21 protein-coding genes are annotated in these 18,520 nt (G+C 64.7%); 14 read left to right on the top strand and 7 right to left on the bottom strand.

Going from position 1 to position 18,520, the window contains the following annotated elements; genetic code table 11:
• Nucleotides 1-7: 7 nt before the first annotated feature.
• From GEV37_RS09640 to dtd, 3 genes are read left to right on the top strand one after another with little or no spacing between them, the layout of a single operon-like run.
• Nucleotides 8-1,399 (top strand): TRAP transporter large permease, encoded by a 1,392-nt coding sequence (locus GEV37_RS09640; protein ID WP_227390138.1) that lies wholly within the window; start codon nucleotides 8-10, stop codon nucleotides 1,397-1,399.
• A 9-nt stretch (nucleotides 1,400-1,408) separates the two neighbouring features.
• Nucleotides 1,409-2,230, top strand: coding sequence for a bifunctional hydroxymethylpyrimidine kinase/phosphomethylpyrimidine kinase (gene thiD / locus GEV37_RS09635; protein ID WP_227390021.1), 822 nt, complete (start codon nucleotides 1,409-1,411; stop codon nucleotides 2,228-2,230).
• Between the two features lie 4 nt (nucleotides 2,231-2,234).
• Nucleotides 2,235-2,675 carry a D-aminoacyl-tRNA deacylase gene (gene dtd, locus GEV37_RS09630; protein ID WP_227390020.1) on the top strand — a complete coding sequence of 147 codons (441 nt, stop codon included), beginning with the start codon at nucleotides 2,235-2,237 and terminating at the stop codon, nucleotides 2,673-2,675.
• Nucleotides 2,676-2,701: 26 nt separating this feature from the next.
• Here the strand turns inward: dtd and GEV37_RS09625 are convergent, their stop codons facing one another.
• Nucleotides 2,702-4,645: an ABC-F family ATP-binding cassette domain-containing protein gene (locus tag GEV37_RS09625; RefSeq protein ID WP_227390019.1), complete on the bottom strand. Its 1,944-nt coding sequence runs from the start codon at nucleotides 4,643-4,645 to the stop codon at nucleotides 2,702-2,704.
• Between the two features lie 29 nt (nucleotides 4,646-4,674).
• Between GEV37_RS09625 and GEV37_RS09620 the strand changes: the two genes are divergently transcribed.
• The 6 genes from GEV37_RS09620 to GEV37_RS09595 all read left to right on the top strand — a co-directional run bounded on the left by GEV37_RS09620 (nucleotide 4,675) and on the right by GEV37_RS09595 (nucleotide 10,534).
• Entirely contained in the window at nucleotides 4,675-5,244 is a 570-nt protein-coding gene (locus tag GEV37_RS09620) for a TIGR02444 family protein (RefSeq protein ID WP_227390137.1), read from the top strand.
• A gap of 159 nt (nucleotides 5,245-5,403) precedes the next feature.
• Nucleotides 5,404-6,465 (top strand): TRAP transporter substrate-binding protein, encoded by a 1,062-nt coding sequence (locus GEV37_RS09615; protein WP_227390018.1) that lies wholly within the window; start codon nucleotides 5,404-5,406, stop codon nucleotides 6,463-6,465.
• Between the two features lie 206 nt (nucleotides 6,466-6,671).
• Nucleotides 6,672-7,250 (top strand): TRAP transporter small permease, encoded by a 579-nt coding sequence (locus GEV37_RS09610; RefSeq protein WP_227390017.1) that lies wholly within the window; start codon nucleotides 6,672-6,674, stop codon nucleotides 7,248-7,250.
• Between the two features lie 29 nt (nucleotides 7,251-7,279).
• The gene (locus GEV37_RS09605; RefSeq protein ID WP_227390016.1) at nucleotides 7,280-8,563 is read left to right on the top strand and encodes a TRAP transporter large permease; all 1,284 of its coding nucleotides are present in this window, start codon (nucleotides 7,280-7,282) and stop codon (nucleotides 8,561-8,563) included.
• Nucleotides 8,564-8,786: 223 nt separating this feature from the next.
• Nucleotides 8,787-9,497 carry a BamJ family beta-barrel-assembly machinery protein gene (locus tag GEV37_RS09600; RefSeq protein WP_227390015.1) on the top strand — a complete coding sequence of 237 codons (711 nt, stop codon included), beginning with the start codon at nucleotides 8,787-8,789 and terminating at the stop codon, nucleotides 9,495-9,497.
• Nucleotides 9,498-9,505: 8 nt separating this feature from the next.
• Nucleotides 9,506-10,534, top strand: coding sequence for an alpha/beta hydrolase family protein (locus GEV37_RS09595; RefSeq protein WP_227390014.1), 1,029 nt, complete (start codon nucleotides 9,506-9,508; stop codon nucleotides 10,532-10,534).
• Nucleotides 10,535-10,543: 9 nt separating this feature from the next.
• On the opposite strand, the gene GEV37_RS09590 is transcribed toward GEV37_RS09595, so the two are convergent.
• Nucleotides 10,544-11,158, bottom strand: a complete 615-nt coding sequence (locus tag GEV37_RS09590; protein WP_227390013.1) for an SCO family protein — start codon at nucleotides 11,156-11,158, stop codon at nucleotides 10,544-10,546.
• Nucleotides 11,159-11,161: 3 nt separating this feature from the next.
• Entirely contained in the window at nucleotides 11,162-11,662 is a 501-nt protein-coding gene (locus tag GEV37_RS09585; protein ID WP_227390012.1) for a hypothetical protein, read from the bottom strand.
• A gap of 127 nt (nucleotides 11,663-11,789) precedes the next feature.
• On the opposite strand from GEV37_RS09585, the gene GEV37_RS09580 reads away from it, so the two are divergent.
• From GEV37_RS09580 to GEV37_RS09565, 4 genes are all read left to right on the top strand, one after another.
• On the top strand, nucleotides 11,790-12,707 hold the full coding sequence (locus GEV37_RS09580; RefSeq protein WP_227390011.1) for an AEC family transporter: 918 nt from the start codon (nucleotides 11,790-11,792) through the stop codon (nucleotides 12,705-12,707).
• A 274-nt stretch (nucleotides 12,708-12,981) separates the two neighbouring features.
• On the top strand, nucleotides 12,982-13,119 hold the full coding sequence (locus tag GEV37_RS09575) for a DUF2256 domain-containing protein (protein WP_227390010.1): 138 nt from the start codon (nucleotides 12,982-12,984) through the stop codon (nucleotides 13,117-13,119).
• 183 nt (nucleotides 13,120-13,302) lie between these two features.
• A complete protein-coding gene (locus GEV37_RS09570; RefSeq protein ID WP_227390009.1) occupies nucleotides 13,303-13,827 on the top strand; it encodes a TetR/AcrR family transcriptional regulator in 525 nt (174 codons plus the stop codon).
• The gene (locus GEV37_RS09565) at nucleotides 13,824-14,936 is read left to right on the top strand and encodes an MFS transporter (RefSeq protein WP_227390008.1); all 1,113 of its coding nucleotides are present in this window, start codon (nucleotides 13,824-13,826) and stop codon (nucleotides 14,934-14,936) included. The genes GEV37_RS09570 and GEV37_RS09565 overlap by 4 nt, the downstream gene beginning before the upstream one ends.
• Here GEV37_RS09565 and trmB read toward each other — a convergent pair.
• The 3 genes from trmB to thiS all read right to left on the bottom strand — a co-directional run bounded on the left by trmB (nucleotide 14,933) and on the right by thiS (nucleotide 16,804).
• Nucleotides 14,933-15,685 carry a tRNA (guanosine(46)-N7)-methyltransferase TrmB gene (trmB, locus tag GEV37_RS09560; RefSeq protein ID WP_227390007.1) on the bottom strand — a complete coding sequence of 251 codons (753 nt, stop codon included), beginning with the start codon at nucleotides 15,683-15,685 and terminating at the stop codon, nucleotides 14,933-14,935. The two genes, GEV37_RS09565 and trmB, sit on opposite strands and share 4 nt — an antisense overlap.
• A 76-nt stretch (nucleotides 15,686-15,761) precedes the next feature.
• The gene (locus GEV37_RS09555) at nucleotides 15,762-16,556 is read right to left on the bottom strand and encodes a thiazole synthase (RefSeq protein ID WP_227390006.1); all 795 of its coding nucleotides are present in this window, start codon (nucleotides 16,554-16,556) and stop codon (nucleotides 15,762-15,764) included.
• 26 nt (nucleotides 16,557-16,582) lie between these two features.
• The gene (gene thiS, locus GEV37_RS09550) at nucleotides 16,583-16,804 is read right to left on the bottom strand and encodes a sulfur carrier protein ThiS (RefSeq protein ID WP_227390005.1); all 222 of its coding nucleotides are present in this window, start codon (nucleotides 16,802-16,804) and stop codon (nucleotides 16,583-16,585) included.
• Nucleotides 16,805-16,897: 93 nt separating this feature from the next.
• Between thiS and GEV37_RS09545 the strand changes: the two genes are divergently transcribed.
• Complete coding sequence (locus tag GEV37_RS09545; RefSeq protein WP_264477740.1) at nucleotides 16,898-17,305, top strand: DUF423 domain-containing protein; 408 nt, start codon at nucleotides 16,898-16,900, stop codon at nucleotides 17,303-17,305.
• Here the strand turns inward: GEV37_RS09545 and GEV37_RS09540 are convergent.
• On the bottom strand, nucleotides 17,302-18,309 hold the full coding sequence (locus GEV37_RS09540; RefSeq protein WP_227390004.1) for a LacI family DNA-binding transcriptional regulator: 1,008 nt from the start codon (nucleotides 18,307-18,309) through the stop codon (nucleotides 17,302-17,304). The genes GEV37_RS09545 and GEV37_RS09540 overlap by 4 nt on opposite strands.
• Nucleotides 18,310-18,520: the final 211 nt, after the last annotated feature.

Below are 18,520 nucleotides of genomic sequence, written 5' to 3'. Positions count from 1 at the left end.
CGATTTCATGCCGCTGGTGCTCTTCGCCGCCGTGTGCGGGGTGCTGATGCTGGGCTACCCGGTGGCGCTGTCGCTGGCCGGCACGGCGCTGGCCTTCGCAGGCGTCGGCCTGCTCTTGCAGCACCTGGGCGTGGCGGTACCGTTCGAGGCGCGCATGATGGGCGCGATGCCCAATCGCCTCTACGGCATCATGACCAACGAGACCCTGCTGGCGGTGCCGCTGTTCGTCCTGATGGGCGTGCTGCTGGAAAAGTCCCGGGTGGCGGAGACGCTCCTGGACGCCATGGCGATGGCCTTCGGGTCCTTGCGCGGCGGGCTGGGGCTTTCGGTGGTCATCGTCGGCATGCTGCTGGCGGCGTCCACCGGTATCGTCGGGGCCACCGTCGTCACCATGGGGCTTCTGTCACTGCCGACCATGCTCAAGCGCGGCTATTCACCGGCGCTCGCCACCGGCACCATCTGTGCCACGGGGACGCTGGGTCAGATCATCCCGCCGTCGATCGCGCTGGTGCTCCTGGGCGACGTGCTCTCCAACGCCTACCAGCAGGCCCAGCTGTCCATGGGCGTGTGGAGCCCGAAGACGCTCTCCATCGGTGACTTGTTCATCGGTGCGCTGGTACCGGGTCTTTTGCTGGTCGTCGCTTATATCGTCTACCTGTTGGTGCTTGCATGGCTCAAGCCGTCCTCGGCACCGGCGGTGGACCGCGAAGCGCTCAAGGCAGAACTGGGTCACAAAGGCTCGATCTGGCCGCTGATGCTCAAGGGGCTGGTGCCGCCGGTGCTTCTGATCGTCGCAGTGCTGGGTTCGATTCTCGGCGGCTTCGCCACGCCCACCGAGGCCTCTGCCGTGGGTGCCTTCGGTGCACTCTGTCTGGCGGCGGCGAGCCGGCGGCTGAGCTTCACCATGCTCAAGGAGACGCTCTACTCCACTGCCCAGGTCACCAGCATGGTGTTTCTGATCCTGATCGGTGCAGCGCTCTTTTCGCTGGTATTTCGCGCCTACGGCGGCGAGGAGCTGGTGACGCATCTGTTCGATTCGATGCCGGGCGGGGTGGTCGGCGCGACGATCATCGTCATGCTGGTGATCTTCCTGCTCGGTTTCATCCTCGATTTCATCGAGATCACCTTCGTGGTGGTGCCGATCGTCGGGCCGGTACTGCTGGCCATGGGGCTCGACCCGATCTGGCTCGGCATCATGATCGCGGTGAACCTGCAGACCTCGTTTTTGACGCCGCCGTTCGGTTTTGCGCTGTTCTACCTGCGCGGCGTCACCCCGCCGAGCGTTACCACTTCGACCATCTACAAGGGCGTCATTCCCTTCATTCTCATCCAGCTTTGCATGCTGCTGGCGCTGGCGCTGTTCCCGGGGATCGCCACCTGGCTCCCCTCGGTCATGTAGGAGGCGGACATGGATACGATCGCGAAGGTACTGACCATCGCCGGCTCCGACCCCTCCGGCGGGGCGGGGCTGCAGGGCGACATCAAGACGTTCTCGGCGCTCGGTGTCTACGCCACCAACGTGATCACCGCGGTGATCGCCCAGAACACCCGGGGTGTTGCCCGGGTGGAGCCGGTCTCTGCTGAAATGATCGGCGTGCAGCTCGAGAACCTGCTCGAGGACGTCGAGATCGACGCGGTGAAGATCGGTATGGTGGCCAGCCGCGAGGTGGCCGAGGTGATTGCCCGGGTGCTTGGCCGGCATCGCCCGCGCTGGATCGTGCTCGACCCGGTGATGGTGGCCAAGAGTGGCGACATCCTGGTCGATGACGAAGGCATTCGCGCGGTGCGCGATGTGCTGGTACCGCTGGCCCATGTGATCACTCCCAACCTGCCCGAGGCGGCGGTACTGCTCGACACTGCCTCACCCAAAACGCCGGGCGAGATGGAGGCAATGCTGCCGGGACTCACCGCGCTGGGCGCGCCCTACGCGGTGCTCAAGGGGGGCCACCTGACCGGCGAGAGCTGCCCGGATCTGCTGGCCACGCCCTCCGAGCACGCCTGGCTTCCCGCTTCGCGCATCGAGACCGACAATCTGCATGGCACCGGCTGCGCGCTCTCCTCGGCGATCACCGCTTGCCTTGCGAAGCTTCCGGTGGATGCCGACGAGCATGCCCCGGTCGAGGCGATTCGCGAGGCCAAGTCCTGGCTGCACGAGGCGCTGGCCGCCAGCGAGCGCCTGCAGGTCGGGCGTGGTCGCGGGCCGGTCCATCATTTTCACCGTTGGTGGTAGCGCCATGAAGGCCTTGATACAGCGCGTCAGTCATGCCGAGGTGCGGGTCGCGGGCGAGTGCATCGGCGCCATCGATCACGGGCTTCTGGCACTGATCGGCGTGGAGCGCGGCGATGGCGAGGCGGATGCGGACAAGCTTCTGCACAAGCTCTTGCACTACCGCGTGTTCAGCGACGGCGAGGGCAAGATGAACGACGACCTGCGAAAGGCCGAAGGCGGGCTCCTGCTGGTGTCGCAATTCACCCTGGCCGCCGAGACCCGCAAGGGGCTGCGCCCGGGGTTCTCCAGCGCCGCCGCCCCGGACGAGGGCGCGCGGCTGTTCGACTACCTGGTCGGCCAGGCGAAAGCGGCTTGGCCGAAGGTCGAGACCGGGCGCTTCGGCGCCGACATGCAGGTGTCGCTCACCAACGACGGCCCGGTGACCTTTCTGCTCGAAAGCCACTGAGTTGCTGAGCCGCTGAGCCGCTTGCGCTAGCGCTCGCTTTCGAGAATCTCCGCTTCCATCGCCTCGAGCGCCTCTTCGGCGGCGAGCCACTGCTGCTCGGCACGCTCCACGCGCTCCTTCTCGCGCGCCTGCTCGGCGAGCGCCTCGGTCAGTTCGGCCTTGCGTGCCGGGTCGGTATAGAGCTCGGCATCGGCCAGGCGCTCCTCCACCTTCTGCAGTGCCGCCTGAGCGGTTTCCATCGCCTTTTCCGCCTGGTCGCGAGCCTTCTTCTGCGGACGCAATTTCTCGCGAAGCTGAGCGGCGGCCTGGCGCATGGCCTTGCGATCCACGCTCGGTAACTGGCCCTGGCGCTCGCTCTTCTCGCTGCGCTCCTCGCGGCGGCTCTCCTCCAGGCGGGTCTTGAGCCAGGCGCGGTAGTCGTCCAGGTCGCCGTCGAAGGGCTCGACCCGGTGATCTGCCACGCGCCAGAACTCGTCCACCGTAGCGCGCAAGAGATGGCGGTCGTGGGAAACCAGGATCACCGTGCCCTCGAAGGCCGATAGCGCCTGGGTCAGCGCCTCGCGCATCTCCAGATCCAGGTGGTTGGTCGGCTCGTCAAGCAGCAGAAGGTTGGGCTTTTGCCAGGCCACCAATGACAGCGCCAGCCGCGCTTTCTCGCCGCCGGAGAAGTTCGCCACCTCGGCAAAGGCGTCGTCGCCCTTGAAACCGAAACCGCCGAGGAAGTTGCGGATCTCCTGGTCGCTGGCGGTGGGGGAGAGGCGCTGCACGTGCACGAAAGGCGTGGCGCTGACGTCGAGTCCTTCGAGCTGGTGCTGGGCGAAGTAGCCGATCGCCAGGTGCTCGCCGGGTACGCGCTTGCCGGCCAGCAGGGCGAGCTCCCCGGTCAACGACTTGATCAGCGTCGACTTACCCGCGCCGTTGGGCCCCAGCAGGCCGATGCGGCTGCCCGGCAGCAGCGTGATGTCGACCCGGTCGAGCTGGACGGTGTCACCGGCCTCGCCCCGGTAGCCAAGCGCTGCCTCGTCGAGCACCAGCAGCGGGTGCGATGTCTTGTCGGCGGCGGGCAGGCTGAAGTGGAAGGGCGAATCGACGTGGGCCACGGCGATCTCCTCCATGCGCTCGAGCATCTTCACCCGGCTCTGGGCCTGGCGCGCCTTGGTGGCCTTGGCCTTGAAGCGGGCGACGAAGCGCTCGATCTCCTCGCGCCGCGCCTGCTGCTTGGCGGCCTGGGCCTGCTGCAAGGCAAGCTTTTCGGCGCGGGTACGCTCGAAGCGCGAGTAGTTGCCGCGATAAAGCTCCAGCGTCTGGTGGTGCATGTGAACGATGTGATCGCACACCGCATCCAGGAAGTCCCGATCGTGGGAGATCAACAGCAGCGTGCCCGGGTAACGGGTCAGCCAATTCTCGAGCCACAGCAGCGCGTCGAGGTCCAGGTGGTTGGTGGGCTCGTCGAGCAGAAGCAGATCAGAAGGCATGAACAGCGTGCGCGCCAGGTTCACGCGCATGCGCCAGCCGCCGGAGAAGCTCGACAGCGGCTGCGACAGGTTGGCCTGCACGAAGCCAAGGCCAACCAGCAACTGCGCGGCGCGAGACTCGGCGCTGTAGCCGTCCAAGGTCTCGATCACGCCGTGCAGTTCCGCTTCGCGGTGAGCGTTGCCCCCTTGCTGGGCGGCGGCCAGATCCGCCTGGGCCTGGCGCAGGGCGCTATCGCCATCGAGCACGTATTCGATGATCGGCCGATCCAGCGCCTCCACTTCCTGGGCCATGTGGGCCACGCGCTGGCCGCCGCTCATTTCGATATCGCCCTGGTCCGGGCCGAGCTCGCCCAGCAGGAGCTTGAAAAGACTCGACTTGCCGGCGCCGTTGGCGCCGATGATGCCGGCCTTGACGCCATTGTGCAGCGTGAGGTCGGCGCCGTTCAGCAGCGTTTGCGTGCCCCGTTGCAGGGCGACTTGGCGCAGTGCGATCATGCTTTCTCCGAAATGAGGCGAAGGTGACGATGGATTCTAACCGATCGCAGCGCTTGCAGCAGGCACCGCTCTGGGATTTTGCCTGCGCGTTCTACGCCGACGAACAGGTCGCCACTGCCTGCCTGATGCTGCAGGACGAGGCGGGCGTCGATGTCTGCGAGCTGTTGTTTCACGCCTGGCTCTATCACCATGGGCTCGAGGCCTGCCGCCAGGCGGTGGAGCGGCAGCGCCCGCAGCGTGAGGCCTGGCAGCGCGAGGTGACTTTTCCGCTTCGCTCGCTGCGCCGTGAATTGAAGCGACAGGCGGCGTCCAGCCCCTCGATCGCCGCGCTGCGGGAGATGATCAAGCGTGCCGAACTCGCCGCCGAAAAAGAAAATCTCGCTGCCTGGCAGGCCTTCGCCGAAACCTCGAACGACGCAGTGAACCGCTTGAGAAAAAGGCCTGGAACGCGACTGGAGGCTGCTTTTTGGTTGCAGAATCAGGTTTTTTCAATACGGATTGATGGTTTTTATTCTTTTGACGTCAGCCGTCGTGCGCGCCTTGAAAACGCCTGGGGTGTCTTGGGAAGCCGCCTTGACCCTGCCGATCCAGCGCGCTAGCCTCGAGATAAGCTATTTTTGAATAACGCGTGGCTTTCAAGCCGAGCGTACCCGTTTTCAAACCTAGCCGGTAAGGCTTCGATCGAGTGCCAGGCGTTATACAAAACTAGATGATCGCGCACTTTCATGACGCGCTTACCACTTCAAGGGGAACACTGCATGAAGGCAAGCAAGACTCAGTTGACACAATCTCTGTCGACCCGTTCGGTCGCTTCCAAACTCCTGACTACCGCAAGCGTCGGCGCGCTGCTGTTCGGTCTGAGTGCCACTGCACAGGCGGACAACTGGCGCTACGCCCACGAGGAGTACGAAGACGACGTCCAAGATGTCTTCGCCCAGGAGTTCAAAAACTATATCGAAGAGAACTCCGATCATACCGTCCAGGTCTACCGCTTCGGTGAGCTGGGCGAGTCCGACGACATCATGGAGCAGACGCAAAACGGCATCCTCCAGTTCGTCAACCAGTCGCCCGGCTTTACCGGCGCCTTGATTCCCGAAGCCCAGATCTTCTTCATTCCCTATCTGCTGCCCACCGACGAGCAGACCGTCCTGAATTTCTTCGACGAGAGCCGGGCGATCAACGAGATGTTCCCGGAGCTCTACGCCGAGCAGGGCCTCGAGCTTCTCAAGATGTATCCTGAAGGCGAAATGGTCATCACCACCGACGAGCCGATCAGCTCGCCGGAGGACATGCGCAACAAGAAGATCCGCACCATGACCAACCCGCTGCTCTCTGAGACCTACAGCGCGTTCGGGGCGACGCCCACGCCGCTGCCTTGGGGCGAGGTGTACGGGGGCCTGCAGACCGGTATCCTCGACGGTCAGGAGAACCCGATCTTCTGGATCGAGTCCGGTGGTCTCTACGAGGTCTCGCCGCACCTGACCTTCACCGGGCATGGCTGGTTCACCACCGCGATGATGGCTAACCAGGACTTCTATGACGGCCTCTCGGAAGAGGACCAGCAGCTGGTTCAAGATGCCACCGAAGCCGCCTACGCGCACACCATGGAGCACATCCAAGGGCTTGCCGAGGAGTCGCTCGAGAAGATCCAGGAAGCGTCCGACGAGGTGACCGTGACGCGCCTCGACGAAGAGCAGATCGAAGCCTTCCGCGAGCGCGCGCCGCAAGTGGAGGAGCGGTTCCTGGAGATGACCGGCGAGCGCGGTGCCGAGCTTCTGGAGCTGTTCAAGGAAGACCTTGCCAACGTGACCAACGAGTAAGCATGCGTCGCGCCGTTCATGACGATGTCTATCGTTTCAAGCATTCGGCGGCGGTAACGTATCGCGCGGCAAGCCGCGCGTGACGCAAGGGGCAGCCACGGCTGCCCCTTTTGCGTGAAGTACGACGGTACTTTTCTCGCCAACCGGCTCAAGGCCATCCTCTTGCCCGCATCATGGGGCGAGAGGCGCTCAAGGAGACGCTCTTCATGACTGAAGACGAATCAGAGATCAACTACCACTCGGGGCTTCCGGGTGTGCTCGGCGTGATCGACACCGCAATTAGCAAAATCGAATCAGTGATTCTGGCACTGGGGGTTTTGCTAATGGCGTTGAATACGGTCATCAACGTCATCGCCCGCTTCGTGTTCGGGAACAGCATCATGTTCTCGGGCGAGCTCAACCGCATCCTGATCATCATGATCACCTTCGCCGGCATCGGCTATGCCGCCCGGCACGGTCGTCACATCCGCATGTCGGCGATCTACGACGCGCTGCCGATGGGCGGACGCCGCGCGCTGATGGTCTTCATCTCGCTGTTCACCTCGCTGGTGATGTTCTTTCTGCTCTACTACTCGGTGGTCTACATCCAGGACCTCTACGGCAAGGGGCGGGTGCTGCCGGCGCTGAGCCTTCCGGTCTGGATGATCTACGTCTGGGTCCCGATGGGGTTTTTCATCACCGCCCTGCAGTACCTGCTCACGGCGGTTAAGAACCTCACCAGTCGCAAGGTGTATCTCTCGACCGGCGTGGTCGATGGCTACAAAGAGACCAATACAGAAGTCTGACAAGGGCATCGTACGCTTAGGGGAACACTATGACGACGATAATGGTAGTGACCATGATCGCCCTGCTCTTGCTGGGCTTTCCCATGATGATCCCGTTGATCACTGCGGCGATCATCGGTTTTTACATGATGTTCAACGGCTTCGGCCAGATGGACACGCTGATCCAGCAGATGATGGCGGGCATTCGTCCCGCCTCGCTGATCGCCGTGCCAATGTTCATCCTCGCCGCCGACATCATGACCCGGGGCCAGTCCGCCAATCGCTTGATTGACATGGTCATGGCCTTCATCGGCCACATCAAGGGCGGACTTGCGGTGAGCACCGCCGCCTCCTGTACCCTGTTCGGTGCTGTCTCCGGCTCCACTCAGGCCACGGTGGTGGCGGTGGGCTCGCCGCTGCGACCCAAGATGCTCAAGGCGGGCTACTCCGACTCCTTCACGCTGGCCTTGATCATCAACGCAAGCGACATCGCGTTTTTGATCCCGCCGAGCATCGGAATGATCATCTACGGGGTCATTTCCGGTACCTCCATTGGCGAACTCTTCATCGCGGGGATCGGGCCGGGGCTTCTGATCCTGGTGCTGTTCTCGGCCTACTGCATTGCCTATGCCATCATCAAGGACGTGCCGACGGAGCCGCGCTCGAGCTGGAAGGCCCGGGCGGCGGCGGTGAAGGATGCGCTCTGGCCGCTGGGCTTTCCGGTCCTCATCGTCGGCGGTATCTATGGCGGCGTATTCAGCCCTACCGAGGCGGCGGCGGCCTGCGTGCTCTATGCGGTGCTGCTGGAATTCGTGGTGTTTCGTTCGCTGAAGATGGGCGATATCTACGCCATCGCCAAGTCGACCGGCTTGATCACGGCGGTGGTGTTCATTCTGGTGGCGGTGGGCAACAGCTTCTCCTGGATCATCTCCTTCGCCCAGATTCCCCAGACCATCCTTGAAGCCGTGGGCGTCAACGAGGCCGGCCCCACCGGCGTTCTGATCGCGATCTGCGTGTCGTTCTTCATCGCCTGCATGTTCGTCGACCCGATCGTCGTGATCCTGGTGCTGACCCCGATCTTCGCCCCGGCCGTGGCCGCCACCGGCCTCGATCCGGTGCTGGTGGGCATCCTGATCACCCTGCAGGTGGCGATCGGTTCGGCGACACCGCCGTTCGGCTGCGATATCTTCACCGCCATCGCGATCTTCAAGCGTCCCTACTGGGACGTGATCAAGGGAACGCCGCCGTTCATCTTGATCTTGATTCTGGTCGCGGCGCTTCTGATCATGTTCCCGCAGATCGCGCTGTTTCTGCGCGACGTGGCGTTTCGCTAGCCATGAAAGCGCAGACGACGGCTGTGCGTCTGCGCTTTCCGACTGGCGCCCTGAGGGGCAGCGTTTCACAGCGGGTCGCGGGAGCGTCGCTTTGTCCTACACTGGTGGCATAGCGCTAAACCTTTGACCCGAAAGATGGTCCTAGCATTAGCGTCACTAAATGCTATAACGTGAACAGCGACTCAACCCGTCGGCGCGAAGCGTCCTTGATAAAGGTTTCAACATGAAAGCACTGGTTACGCACACCTCGAAGACCACCCTGTTCAAAACTGCGGCGCTCACCGGCCTTCTACTGGCAGCGCCGTTCGCCGCCGCTCAGCCGGAAACCGACGAGCAGCGCCTGGCCTACAGCCTCGGCGTGACCTTGGGCGAGAGCATGCAGGCCGACGTCGAGGATCTCGACATCGACACCTTCTCCGAGGGCATGCGCGACGTGTTCGAGGGCAACGAGCTGGCCCTGAGCGAAGAGGAGATGATGGAGACGCTTGTCGCCTTCCAGCAGCGCTCCATGCAGGAGCGTGAAGAGCAGGCCGCCGAGATCGCCGAGATGAACAAGGAAGAGGGCGAGGCCTACCTCGAGGAGAACGCTGAACGTGAAGGCGTGGAGGTCACCGAATCGGGGCTGCAGTACGAGGTGCTCGAGTCCGGCGACGGCGAGACCTCACCGGGGCCGGAGGACACCGTCGAGGTGAACTACGAAGGCATGCTGCTCGACGGCACCGTGTTCGACAGCTCCTTCGAGCGCGGCGAGTCGGTCACCTTCCAGGTCAACCAGGTGATCGAAGGCTGGCAGGAGGCGCTGCAGATGATGAGCGTCGGCGACAGCTGGATGATCTACATCCCTTCCGAGCTCGCCTACGGCGAAAACGGCCAGGGCCCGATCGGCCCCAACGAAATGCTCACCTTCCGGGTCGAGCTTCTGGGTATCGAGTGATCACGGCCTTGCGCCCAGCCTTCACCCTGCGCCGCTTGATAGCGGCGCTTTTGTTGCTGGGTAGCGCAGATGCCTTCGCCGAGACGCCCGCGCTGCCGGCCCTGGGCGCCGCCCAAGAAGCGAGCGTGGTCGGCGTCTCCTCCGGAGGCTACATGGCAGCCCAGCTCGCCGTGGCCTGGCCCGAGCGCTTCACCGGGCTCGGGCTGGTGGCCGCCGGCCCCTGGGGCTGCGCCCAGGGGGCGCTGAGTCTGGCGCTGCGCCAATGCATGAGCACGCGCCAGGGTCTTCCTTCCCTCGAGACGCTCGACGAACGGTTGGCGAGCTACCGGACCCAGGGGCTTGCCGGTGACGAAGCGGCGCTGGAAAGCGTGCGGGTTTACGTTCGTCACGGCGATGGCGACGAGGTCGTCTCGCCGGAGCTCGGCGCACTGGCAGCCCGGCAGTGGCGACACTGGGTGGATCGGGAGGCGGTTCGCTTCACCTCCGCCGCGCACGGCCACGGCTGGCCCGTGCGCCTGGACGACGAGGAGAGCCTTGGCCCCTACGCCCTGGGCGGCTGTCGCCAGGGCGGGGGCAGCTACATGCTCGCTTGCGATGACGACATGGCCGGTGAGATGCTCGATTGGCTCTATCCGGAGCGCCCATCGGCGCCTTCGGAGGGAGCGCTCGTGCCCTTTGACCAGGCCGAGTTCGCCGTGAAGGGGCTGGCCGACACTGGCTATCTGTTCGTGCCCGAGCAGTGTCGCGACCAGCCCTGCCCGGTGACGCTCGCGCTGCACGGTTGCCAGATGAGCGCGAACGACATCGGTGACGTGTTCGTGCGCTACAGCGGCCTCAACCGCTGGGCCGCCGAGCACGCCCAGCTCGTGCTCTACCCTCAGGCCCAGGCAAGCCTCGCCAACCCGCAAGGGTGCTGGGACTGGTGGGGGTTCGCCGAAAGCGCCTGGCAGCCCAACCCGCATCACGATACTCGTGACGGCGTCCAGGCCCGCGCGCTGATGGCCATGCTCGACCGGCTCGAAACACCCGGGGACTGAGCCGATGCGTCACCCTTCGCGGCGGGCGAGCTCTCGGTCGAGGGTCGACACCAGCGCGGCCGGGGTGGGCGAGTAGAGCACCTGCTCGAGAATCTCGCCTTCCCGGTCAACCACGTAGAGCGCCGAGGTGTGATCCACCGTGTATTGCATCCGCGAGTCTTCCGCCTCGGTGCGCTGCCACGCCACGCCGTAACGCTCGGTGACGTCGGCAAGCTCGCCCGGGGTTCCCACCAGACCCACGAACTCGCTGCCGAAGGCTTCCATGTACTCGCGCATGCGCGCCAGGGTATCGCGCTCGAGATCCACCGTGATCATCACCGGCACCACTCGCGTGCGCTGCGCGTCATCCAGCTGGGAAAGCGCCTGGCGCTTGACGGCCTGGGTGATCGGGCACACGTCGGGGCAGGAGGTATAGCCGAACGAGATCACGGCCAACTGGTCCTCCTCCAGCTGGGAAAGCGAGAAGGCGCCTTGGGTGGAGGCCATGCTGATCGGGCCGCCCTGAACGCTCTCGTCGCGCTTGCCCGAATGCCATAAGTGAAACGCCAGGGCGGCCAGGGCGACCAGTAGTCCCAGCAGCGCGCCTACCTTCAAGGGCCAGCGCTTGTCGAGCGATGCTTGCATTGATTAACTCCGGGTAACGTCGAAATCGAACCAGCTGCCGATTTTACCCTCAGGCGTACTCAGTATGACACGGGCGCGCCAGGGCATGACGCGCTGAGTGCACAGGCCGACCTGACCCTGTCCGTTGAAATGCCCCGGCGCGGTGGCCACCAGGGTGAAGCGATGAAGTCCCATCTCCATGTCGCGGCCGACGAACTCGACGCTGACCTGGCTCGCCTCCACACCTTCCACCTTGACCTCCAGCGGCAGCGCGGTGAGCGCCTCGATGGCGCCATCGGCATCCACGCTGAACGTGAAACCCGCGTCGCCGAGCGAGGCGTGGCAGGTGGCTGCGTGCAAGTCGCAGCCGGGGTCGGGCGCGACCCAGCGGATGTTCTCCTCGCCGCGCAACCAGCTGTTCAGCCCATAACCCAGGCACACCATCAGCGCTATGGCCGTGATCAGGATGAGCACGTTGAGCAGCGGAAAACCCAGAAAGTATCCCGAAGACGTGGTTTTTTTCATGGCAGAATGGTCCTGCACGGCCAGGCGGCGAAAGATAGCCGCATGGTAGCAGCAAACGCGACCCGGCCGGGCAGGCCAGGATGTCGCATGGGGCCTTCGGGCGAGCTCACGATAACAAGGAATTGCCATGCAGAGCATCACGGCGGCGCTGGGACCGCTTTTCCTGCTGATTCTGCTGGGAGCAGCCATCGGCTACCGGCGCTGGCCGAGCGTCGAGTTCTGGGCGCAGATGGAAAAGCTCATCTACTTCGTGCTGTTTCCCGCCATGCTGGTGGCGACACTGGCCACGGCGGACGTGAGCCAAGTGCCGGTGGGGCGGTTGACCGGCGTGCTGCTGGGCGCCATTGCGATCCTCACGCTGCTGCTGTGGCGCCTGCGCGACTGGCTGGCGCTGCCCTCGCCGGCGTTCACCTCCGTGTTCCAGGGGGCGATTCGCTTCAACACCTACGTGGGCGTGGCTGGCGCCGGCGCTCTGCACGGCGAGCTCGGCGTGACCACGGCGGCGGTAGCCGTGGCGGTGATGGTGCCGGTAGTCAACGTGCTGTGCGTGGCAAGCTTCATCAAGGCGGGAACGCTTGGGACATCGAGCTTGCGTTCGAGCGTGCTGGCGCTGGTCAAGAATCCCCTGATCCTGGCGTGCCTGGCGGGGATCTTTCTGAACCTGACCGGCATCGGCCTGCCCGGCTGGAGCGAAAGCGCTTTTGATCTTCTCGGCCGCGCGGCGCTGCCGCTGGGGCTGGTGGCGGTCGGCGTGGCGCTGCGCCCGGCGGCGCTTTTTCGCCTGGATCGTGGCACCCTGACCACCAACGTCGCCAAGCTCGCGCTGATGCCGGTCATCGTGCTGGCACTCGCCTGGGCGTTCGGGCTGGACCCGCTGAGCCGCGACGTGGCGCTGCTGTTCGCCGCACTCCCCACCGCGACCTCCGCCTACATCCTTGCCCGCCAGCTCGGCGGCGACGCGGAGCTGATGGCGGCGATCATCACCGGTCAGACCTTGCTCGCCATGCTGACCCTACCGTTCTGGCTGAAGCTGGTGAGCGGCTAGGAAAAAAATAAATAAAAACTATTCGCATTCGTGTTGACGAATTAAATGAGAATGATTATATTGTTCTTGCTGGCGTTTGATGAGACGTCACAACCAGGACAGCAGGGCTTTTTCTGTCATGGTTTCTCCCTCTCATTGCTAGTCACGGTCTTTTGCCACTCCCTTGGAGTGGCTTTCTTTTTTGTGCCTTCCGAAAATTTTAAGCGCTGACCGCCCCGTCGGCGGGGGCAGCGTGTCTAGACTGAGCAATATTCCGTACGCGAGCCCACTCCTCATGGTCCATAAAAAGCCCCATCTGCCGACCAAAACCTGCCCCGTTTGCCAGAAGCCCTTTGCCTGGCGCAAGAAGTGGGCGCGGGACTGGGACAACGTCGTCTACTGCTCCGAGCGCTGCCGCCGCCAGGGACGGTAAGCGTTTACCTGCGCCTTGTGCGAGATCTTTTTCATGTTGCGCTCTCTCCCACGATAACGCTTCCACTTAAAACCTTTATGAAGCAAAGACACCGTGAGTGCTTGCGCCGACACAAGTGCTATTTGACGAAGTAAAGCGATCGTTTTACAGTAAAGTGATCGTTTTACTTGATGAGATGTTAATATGACCACAATGGACAAGATCCTGAGCTCGTCCGAAACACTTTTCGACCGCCACGGCTTCACTGCCACGGGCATGGACAAGCTCACCCAGGGCGCGGGCGTTTCGAGTCGTACGCTTTACAAGCATGTCGGCAGCAAGAATGCCCTGATCGCCCGGGTACTCGACGAGCGCGATCGGCGCTTTGCGCAGTTTATGGAGGACGACACCATCGAGGCGCTGTTCAACGCGCTGGAGGAGTGGGGGCGCGTGGAAGGGCGACGCGGCTGCCTGTTCCTGCGGGCGCTGAGCGAGACCGGAGGCGATACGCCGGAAATCAAGGAGGCGGTACTGGCACACAAGATGCGGATGGCAAAGCGGATCGCCCGGCTGGTCGAGCAAGAAACCGGAGATAGCGATGCCGCGTTGACCGAGCAGATCATCGTGCTGTTCGAGGGCGCCGCCGCCGCCGCGGCCTATCGCGGCGAACAGGCGGTCGCCGCCGCCCGTCAGGCGGCGGTCGCGCTGTTGGCGGGGGCGTGCTCATGAGCCCCGCCCTGTATCTTGGCGGTTTCGGCTTTGGGTTGATCGCAGTGTGCTACGGCTTCGCGCGCTTCGCCTTCGGGCTTTTCCTGCCGCAGATCGACGCGACGCTTTCGCTCTCGTCGACCCTGAGCGGGCTGATCTCCGGCGGCTCCTTTCTGGGCTACTGTGTGGCCATCCTGCTGTCGGCCTACCTTACCGAGCGGGCAGGGCCGCGGTTCGTGGCGCTGCTGGCAGCGCTGGTGGCGGCCTTCGGTATGGTGGGTATCGCCTTTGCAAACTCGCCCTGGTGGCTGGCGGCGGCGGTGATGCTGGCGGGCTCGAGCACCGGGCTTGCCTCGCCGCCGATGGCTGCGGCAGTCGCCGCCATCGTCGAGAGGCATCGCCAGAGCGCCACCAACACCGTGATCAACGCAGGTACCGGCGCCGGGGTGGTGCTCTCCGGGCCGGTAGCGCTGCTGATGGGCGAGCAGTGGCGCCTCGCCTTCGCCGGCTTCGCCGCGATCGCCTTCGCTTTCGCGCTGCTGACATTTTTCTGCGTGCCGGCCTCGGCGAACCGCTCCCGCGACGCCGCCCGCCTGCCGCCGTTGACCGGGGCACTCAAGCGCCTGATCGCGGCGTCGTTTCTGTTGGGGGCGGCGAGTACGGCGGTGTGGTCCTTCGGCGGGCAGCTGGTGGCGCTGAGCCTCGACTGGGGTAGTTTCGGGGCAGGGCTTTTATGGATCGCCATCGGCGCTGCGGGCATGGCTGGCGCCGCAGCGGGGAGTCTGGTCGAGCGCTTTGGCATCAATCGCGTGCATCGGGTGTTTCTCGCCGCATTGGTCGCCGGCACGCTGATGGTGGGTATGGTCAATACCACGCCCATGCTTGCGCTGCTTGGTGGGGCGCTGTTCGGGGTCGCCTACATCACGGTGACCGGGGTCTATCTGGTGTGGGGCGTGAAGGCGCTTTCCCACCGCCCGGCCACCGGGCTGATGGTCGGCTTTCTGACCATTGCTATCGGCCAGACCGCTGGCGCCCCGGTGTTCGGCTTGCTGATGGATCAGTTCTCGGCCACGGTAGCGGTGGCAAGCTTTGCTGCACTTGCCGCCGTCGCTGGCCTGGCGCGGGCCTAATCCGCGCGGCGGTAGATCAGATCCCACACGCCGTGGCCGAGCTTCTCGCCGCGGGCCTCGAACTTGGTCAGCGGGCGAAAGCTCGGGCGTGGTACGAACGGCGCGGTGTCGGCGTCTGCGGTGTTTTCGTAGCCAGGCGCTGCCTCCATCACCTCGGCCATCCATTCGGCGTAGGCTTCCCAGTCGGTGGCCATGTGGAACACCCCGTTCGGCGCCAGACGGGTACGGATCAGCTCGACGAAGGCGGGCTGGACGATGCGCCGCTTGTGGTGCTTCTTCTTCGGCCAGGGGTCGGGGAAGAAGAGCTGCACGGTGTCGATCGCGCCCTCCGGCAGGCACTCCTCCAGCACCCTGAGCGCATCCTCGCGGTAGACGCGCAGGTTGGTGAGCCCGTGCTTGTCGGCTTCGTCGAGCAGCTTGCCCACGCCCGGGGCGTGTACCTCGATGCCGATGAAGTCGGTGTCCGGGTGGGCCTTGGCCTGCTCGATCAGCGAGGTGCCCATGCCGAAGCCGATCTCGACCACACACGGCGCTCGGCGGCCGAACAGCGCCTGCAGATCCTGCGGGCCATCCTCAAGGCTCAAGCCCAGGCGTGGCCAGACGTCCTCGAGGCCGCGGGTCTGGGCCGGGGTCATGCGCCCGGCGCGAATCACGTAGCTCTTGATGCCGCGGCGGTGCAGCGGCGCGTCCGGACTTTCCGGGCCGGTGGTGGCGGCGCTTTCGGGCGGGGTGGCGTTGTTCTCGGTCATGGTATCCTGACAGGGTGTCTCGAAGTGGATCATTGAAGCAGGTCGATGGAACGGATCGTTGTAACGGGGCGTCGCATCAGCCGTTGATGCGCCCGGCAAAGGGCGAGGAGGGCTCGGCACTCGCCCGGCGAGCCATGCGTCCGGCCAGGAAGGCCTCTCGGCCGGCTTCGACCGCGAGCTTCATGGCGCGGGCCATGCGCAGCGGCTCGCGGGCGTGGGCGATGGCTGAGTTGAGCAGCACGCCGTCGCAGCCGAGCTCCATGGCGATCGCCGCTTCCGAGGCGGTACCGATGCCGGCATCCACCAGCACCGGCACGTTCGACTGCTCGATGATCAGGCGCACGTTGTAGGGGTTCTGGATGCCGTGGCCGGAACCGATCAAGGACCCCAGCGGCATGATCGCGCAGCAGCCGATCGCCTCGAGCTCGCGGGCGACGATCGGGTCGTCGCTGGTGTAGACCATCACGTCGAAGCCGTCGTCGACCAGCGTCTTCGCCGCGCTCAGGGTCTCGACCACGTTGGGGTAGAGCGTGGCGTCGTCGCCCAGCACCTCGAGCTTGACCAGGTTGTGGCCATCGAGAAGCTCCCGGGCGAGCCGGCAGGTGCGTACCGCGTCGCGGGCGTTGTAGCAGCCGGCGGTGTTGGGCAAGAGCGTATAGCGGCTGGGCGGAATCACGTCCAGCAGATTCGGCTCGTCCGCGTTCTGGCCAAGGTTGGTGCGGCGCACGGCGAAGGTGACCACCTCGGCGCCGCTTTCAGCCACGGCTTGGCCGGTTTCGGTCATGTCCTTGTACTTGCCGGTGCCGACCAGAAGGCGCGAGGCGAAGGTGCGTCCGGCCACGGTAAAGGGCGTATCATGCGATGTTGTCATAAGAAAATCCTCAAGCGAAGGCGGCGCTAGCCGCCGCCGATGGCGTGAACCACTTCGATCTGGTCGCCGTCATGGAGCGCGGTGGCGCCGAGCTGGCTCTTGGGTACGATCTGCTCGTTGATCTCCACGGCGATGCGCCGCTCGGTCAGGCCGAGCTGGTCGATCAGATCCGCCGCCGTCAGCCCTTGGGTGATGGCGTAAGGTTCGCCGTTGAGCCTAAGCTCTATGGAGACGTGGGGAGTCGACATGGGCGATGAGTATCCCTGATAAAGGTAAACAGCCCCCATTGTAGCGGTTTCGCGCCTCGCGAGGTATGTCACCTGATGGCAAGGGGGCATGAGATGCCCACACGACTCAAGGAGCGCAACGTGCAGCAAGCCGATAAAGGATGGTGGAGTTGGGTGGCGCTTTCCGGCGCCTCGATGGTCGCACTCGGCGCCTACGCCGCCCACGGCCTGCCCGCGCGGGTGAGCGCCGACTTGGTCAGCGCGGTGGAGACCGGCGTGCGCTACCAGGCCTGGCATACGCTAGCCATGCTGGCGCTGCTGGTTTGGCGCACCCAGCGCGCGCGAGCGGGCCAGCGCCTGGTACTGGCGCTGTGGCTTCTGGGTACGCTCGCCTTTTCCGGATCGCTCTACGCCATGGCGCTTCTGGGGCTGAACCTGGGCATCGTCACCCCCATCGGTGGGGTGGCGCTGATCGGCGGGTGGCTATCGCTTCTGCTGGTGGTGGTGCTGGCGCGCGATTAGCGGGGTTCGGGCTGTCCGGTGCTCTGGCGCACGATCAGCCGGGTTTCCAGCACCTGCTGGCGCTCGACCGGCTCATCGTGGATCAGCCCCAAGAGCAGGCGCATCGCGGCCTGGCCGATCTGCGCCCGGGGCTGGCTGATGGTGGTCAGCTCCGGGTCGCAGTACTCGCTCAGGCGAATGTTGTCGAAGCCGATGATCGATACGTCGCGTGGTACCTCGAGCCCGAGCTGGCGCGCGGCCTTGATTACGCCGATGGCCATTTCGTCGCTGTGGCAGAAGATCGCCGTCGGGCGGCTGTGCAACGGCGTCAGAAGCGCAAGCCCTTGAACGTAGCCGGAGTGGACGCCGAAGTCGCCGGCCAGGGTTTGCGCGCCGCCCGCCAGGCCATGGGCGGTGAGCGTGTCGCTCACACCGCGCTCGCGTTCGCGGCAGATCGGGTTGTGGACCGGCCCTGTGAGCGTGGCGATGCGACGATGGCCGAGGGCGACCAGGTAGTCGATCGCCTGACAAGCGGCGCGGTAGTTGTCCACCGTGACCGTGGGCAGGTCCCGGTCATCGAAGAACTCGCAGGCCATGACCAGCGGAAAGCGCCCGCGGCGGCGGGCGTCGTCGAGCAGGGCGCGCGGCACGTCGGCGGTGAGCAGCAGCATGCCATCGGCCTGGTTGGCGGGCAGCAGGTCGAAGTAGGCGCCGGCACGCTGCGGGTCGCGTTCGCAGTCGCCGATCAGCACCCGGTAGCCGGCCTGGTGAGCGACGTCCTCGATGCCGTTGATGATCTCGGAGAAGAACGGGTTCGAGATATCCGGCAGCAGCGCCACGATGGTGCGCGATTCGCGCCGGCGCAGGCTGCGTGCGGCGCCGTTGGGGGTATAGCCCACCTCGGCGATGGCGCGGGCGACGCGGGCGCGGGTCGCCTCGCTCACCTTGTCCGGGGTGGCCAGTGCGCGCGATACCGTGGCGGTGGAGCAGCCGGCAGCGCTTGCGACTTCCTTGATCGTACTCATGGCAGGGCATCTGGGTTGAAGAGGCGCTAGCTTAGCGCGGGGAGGCGACGACGGTAACGCCTGTGTGGCGCGAGTCGCTGCCCTCATTATTGTAAACGATTACACCATCGGGTCGAAAAAGACAGGGCCACGTATCAGAAACACCCGTCGGTGGCCGCTTTTGGAAGCTTTGTCGTCATACTTTGGTCGCTGGGCCCTGTTGGCGGCTTGC

It is taken from the genome of Vreelandella malpeensis (assembly GCF_020622355.1).
Classification (GTDB): domain Bacteria; phylum Pseudomonadota; class Gammaproteobacteria; order Pseudomonadales; family Halomonadaceae; genus Vreelandella; species Vreelandella malpeensis.
This window is presented reverse-complemented; position numbering and strand designations above follow the sequence as displayed.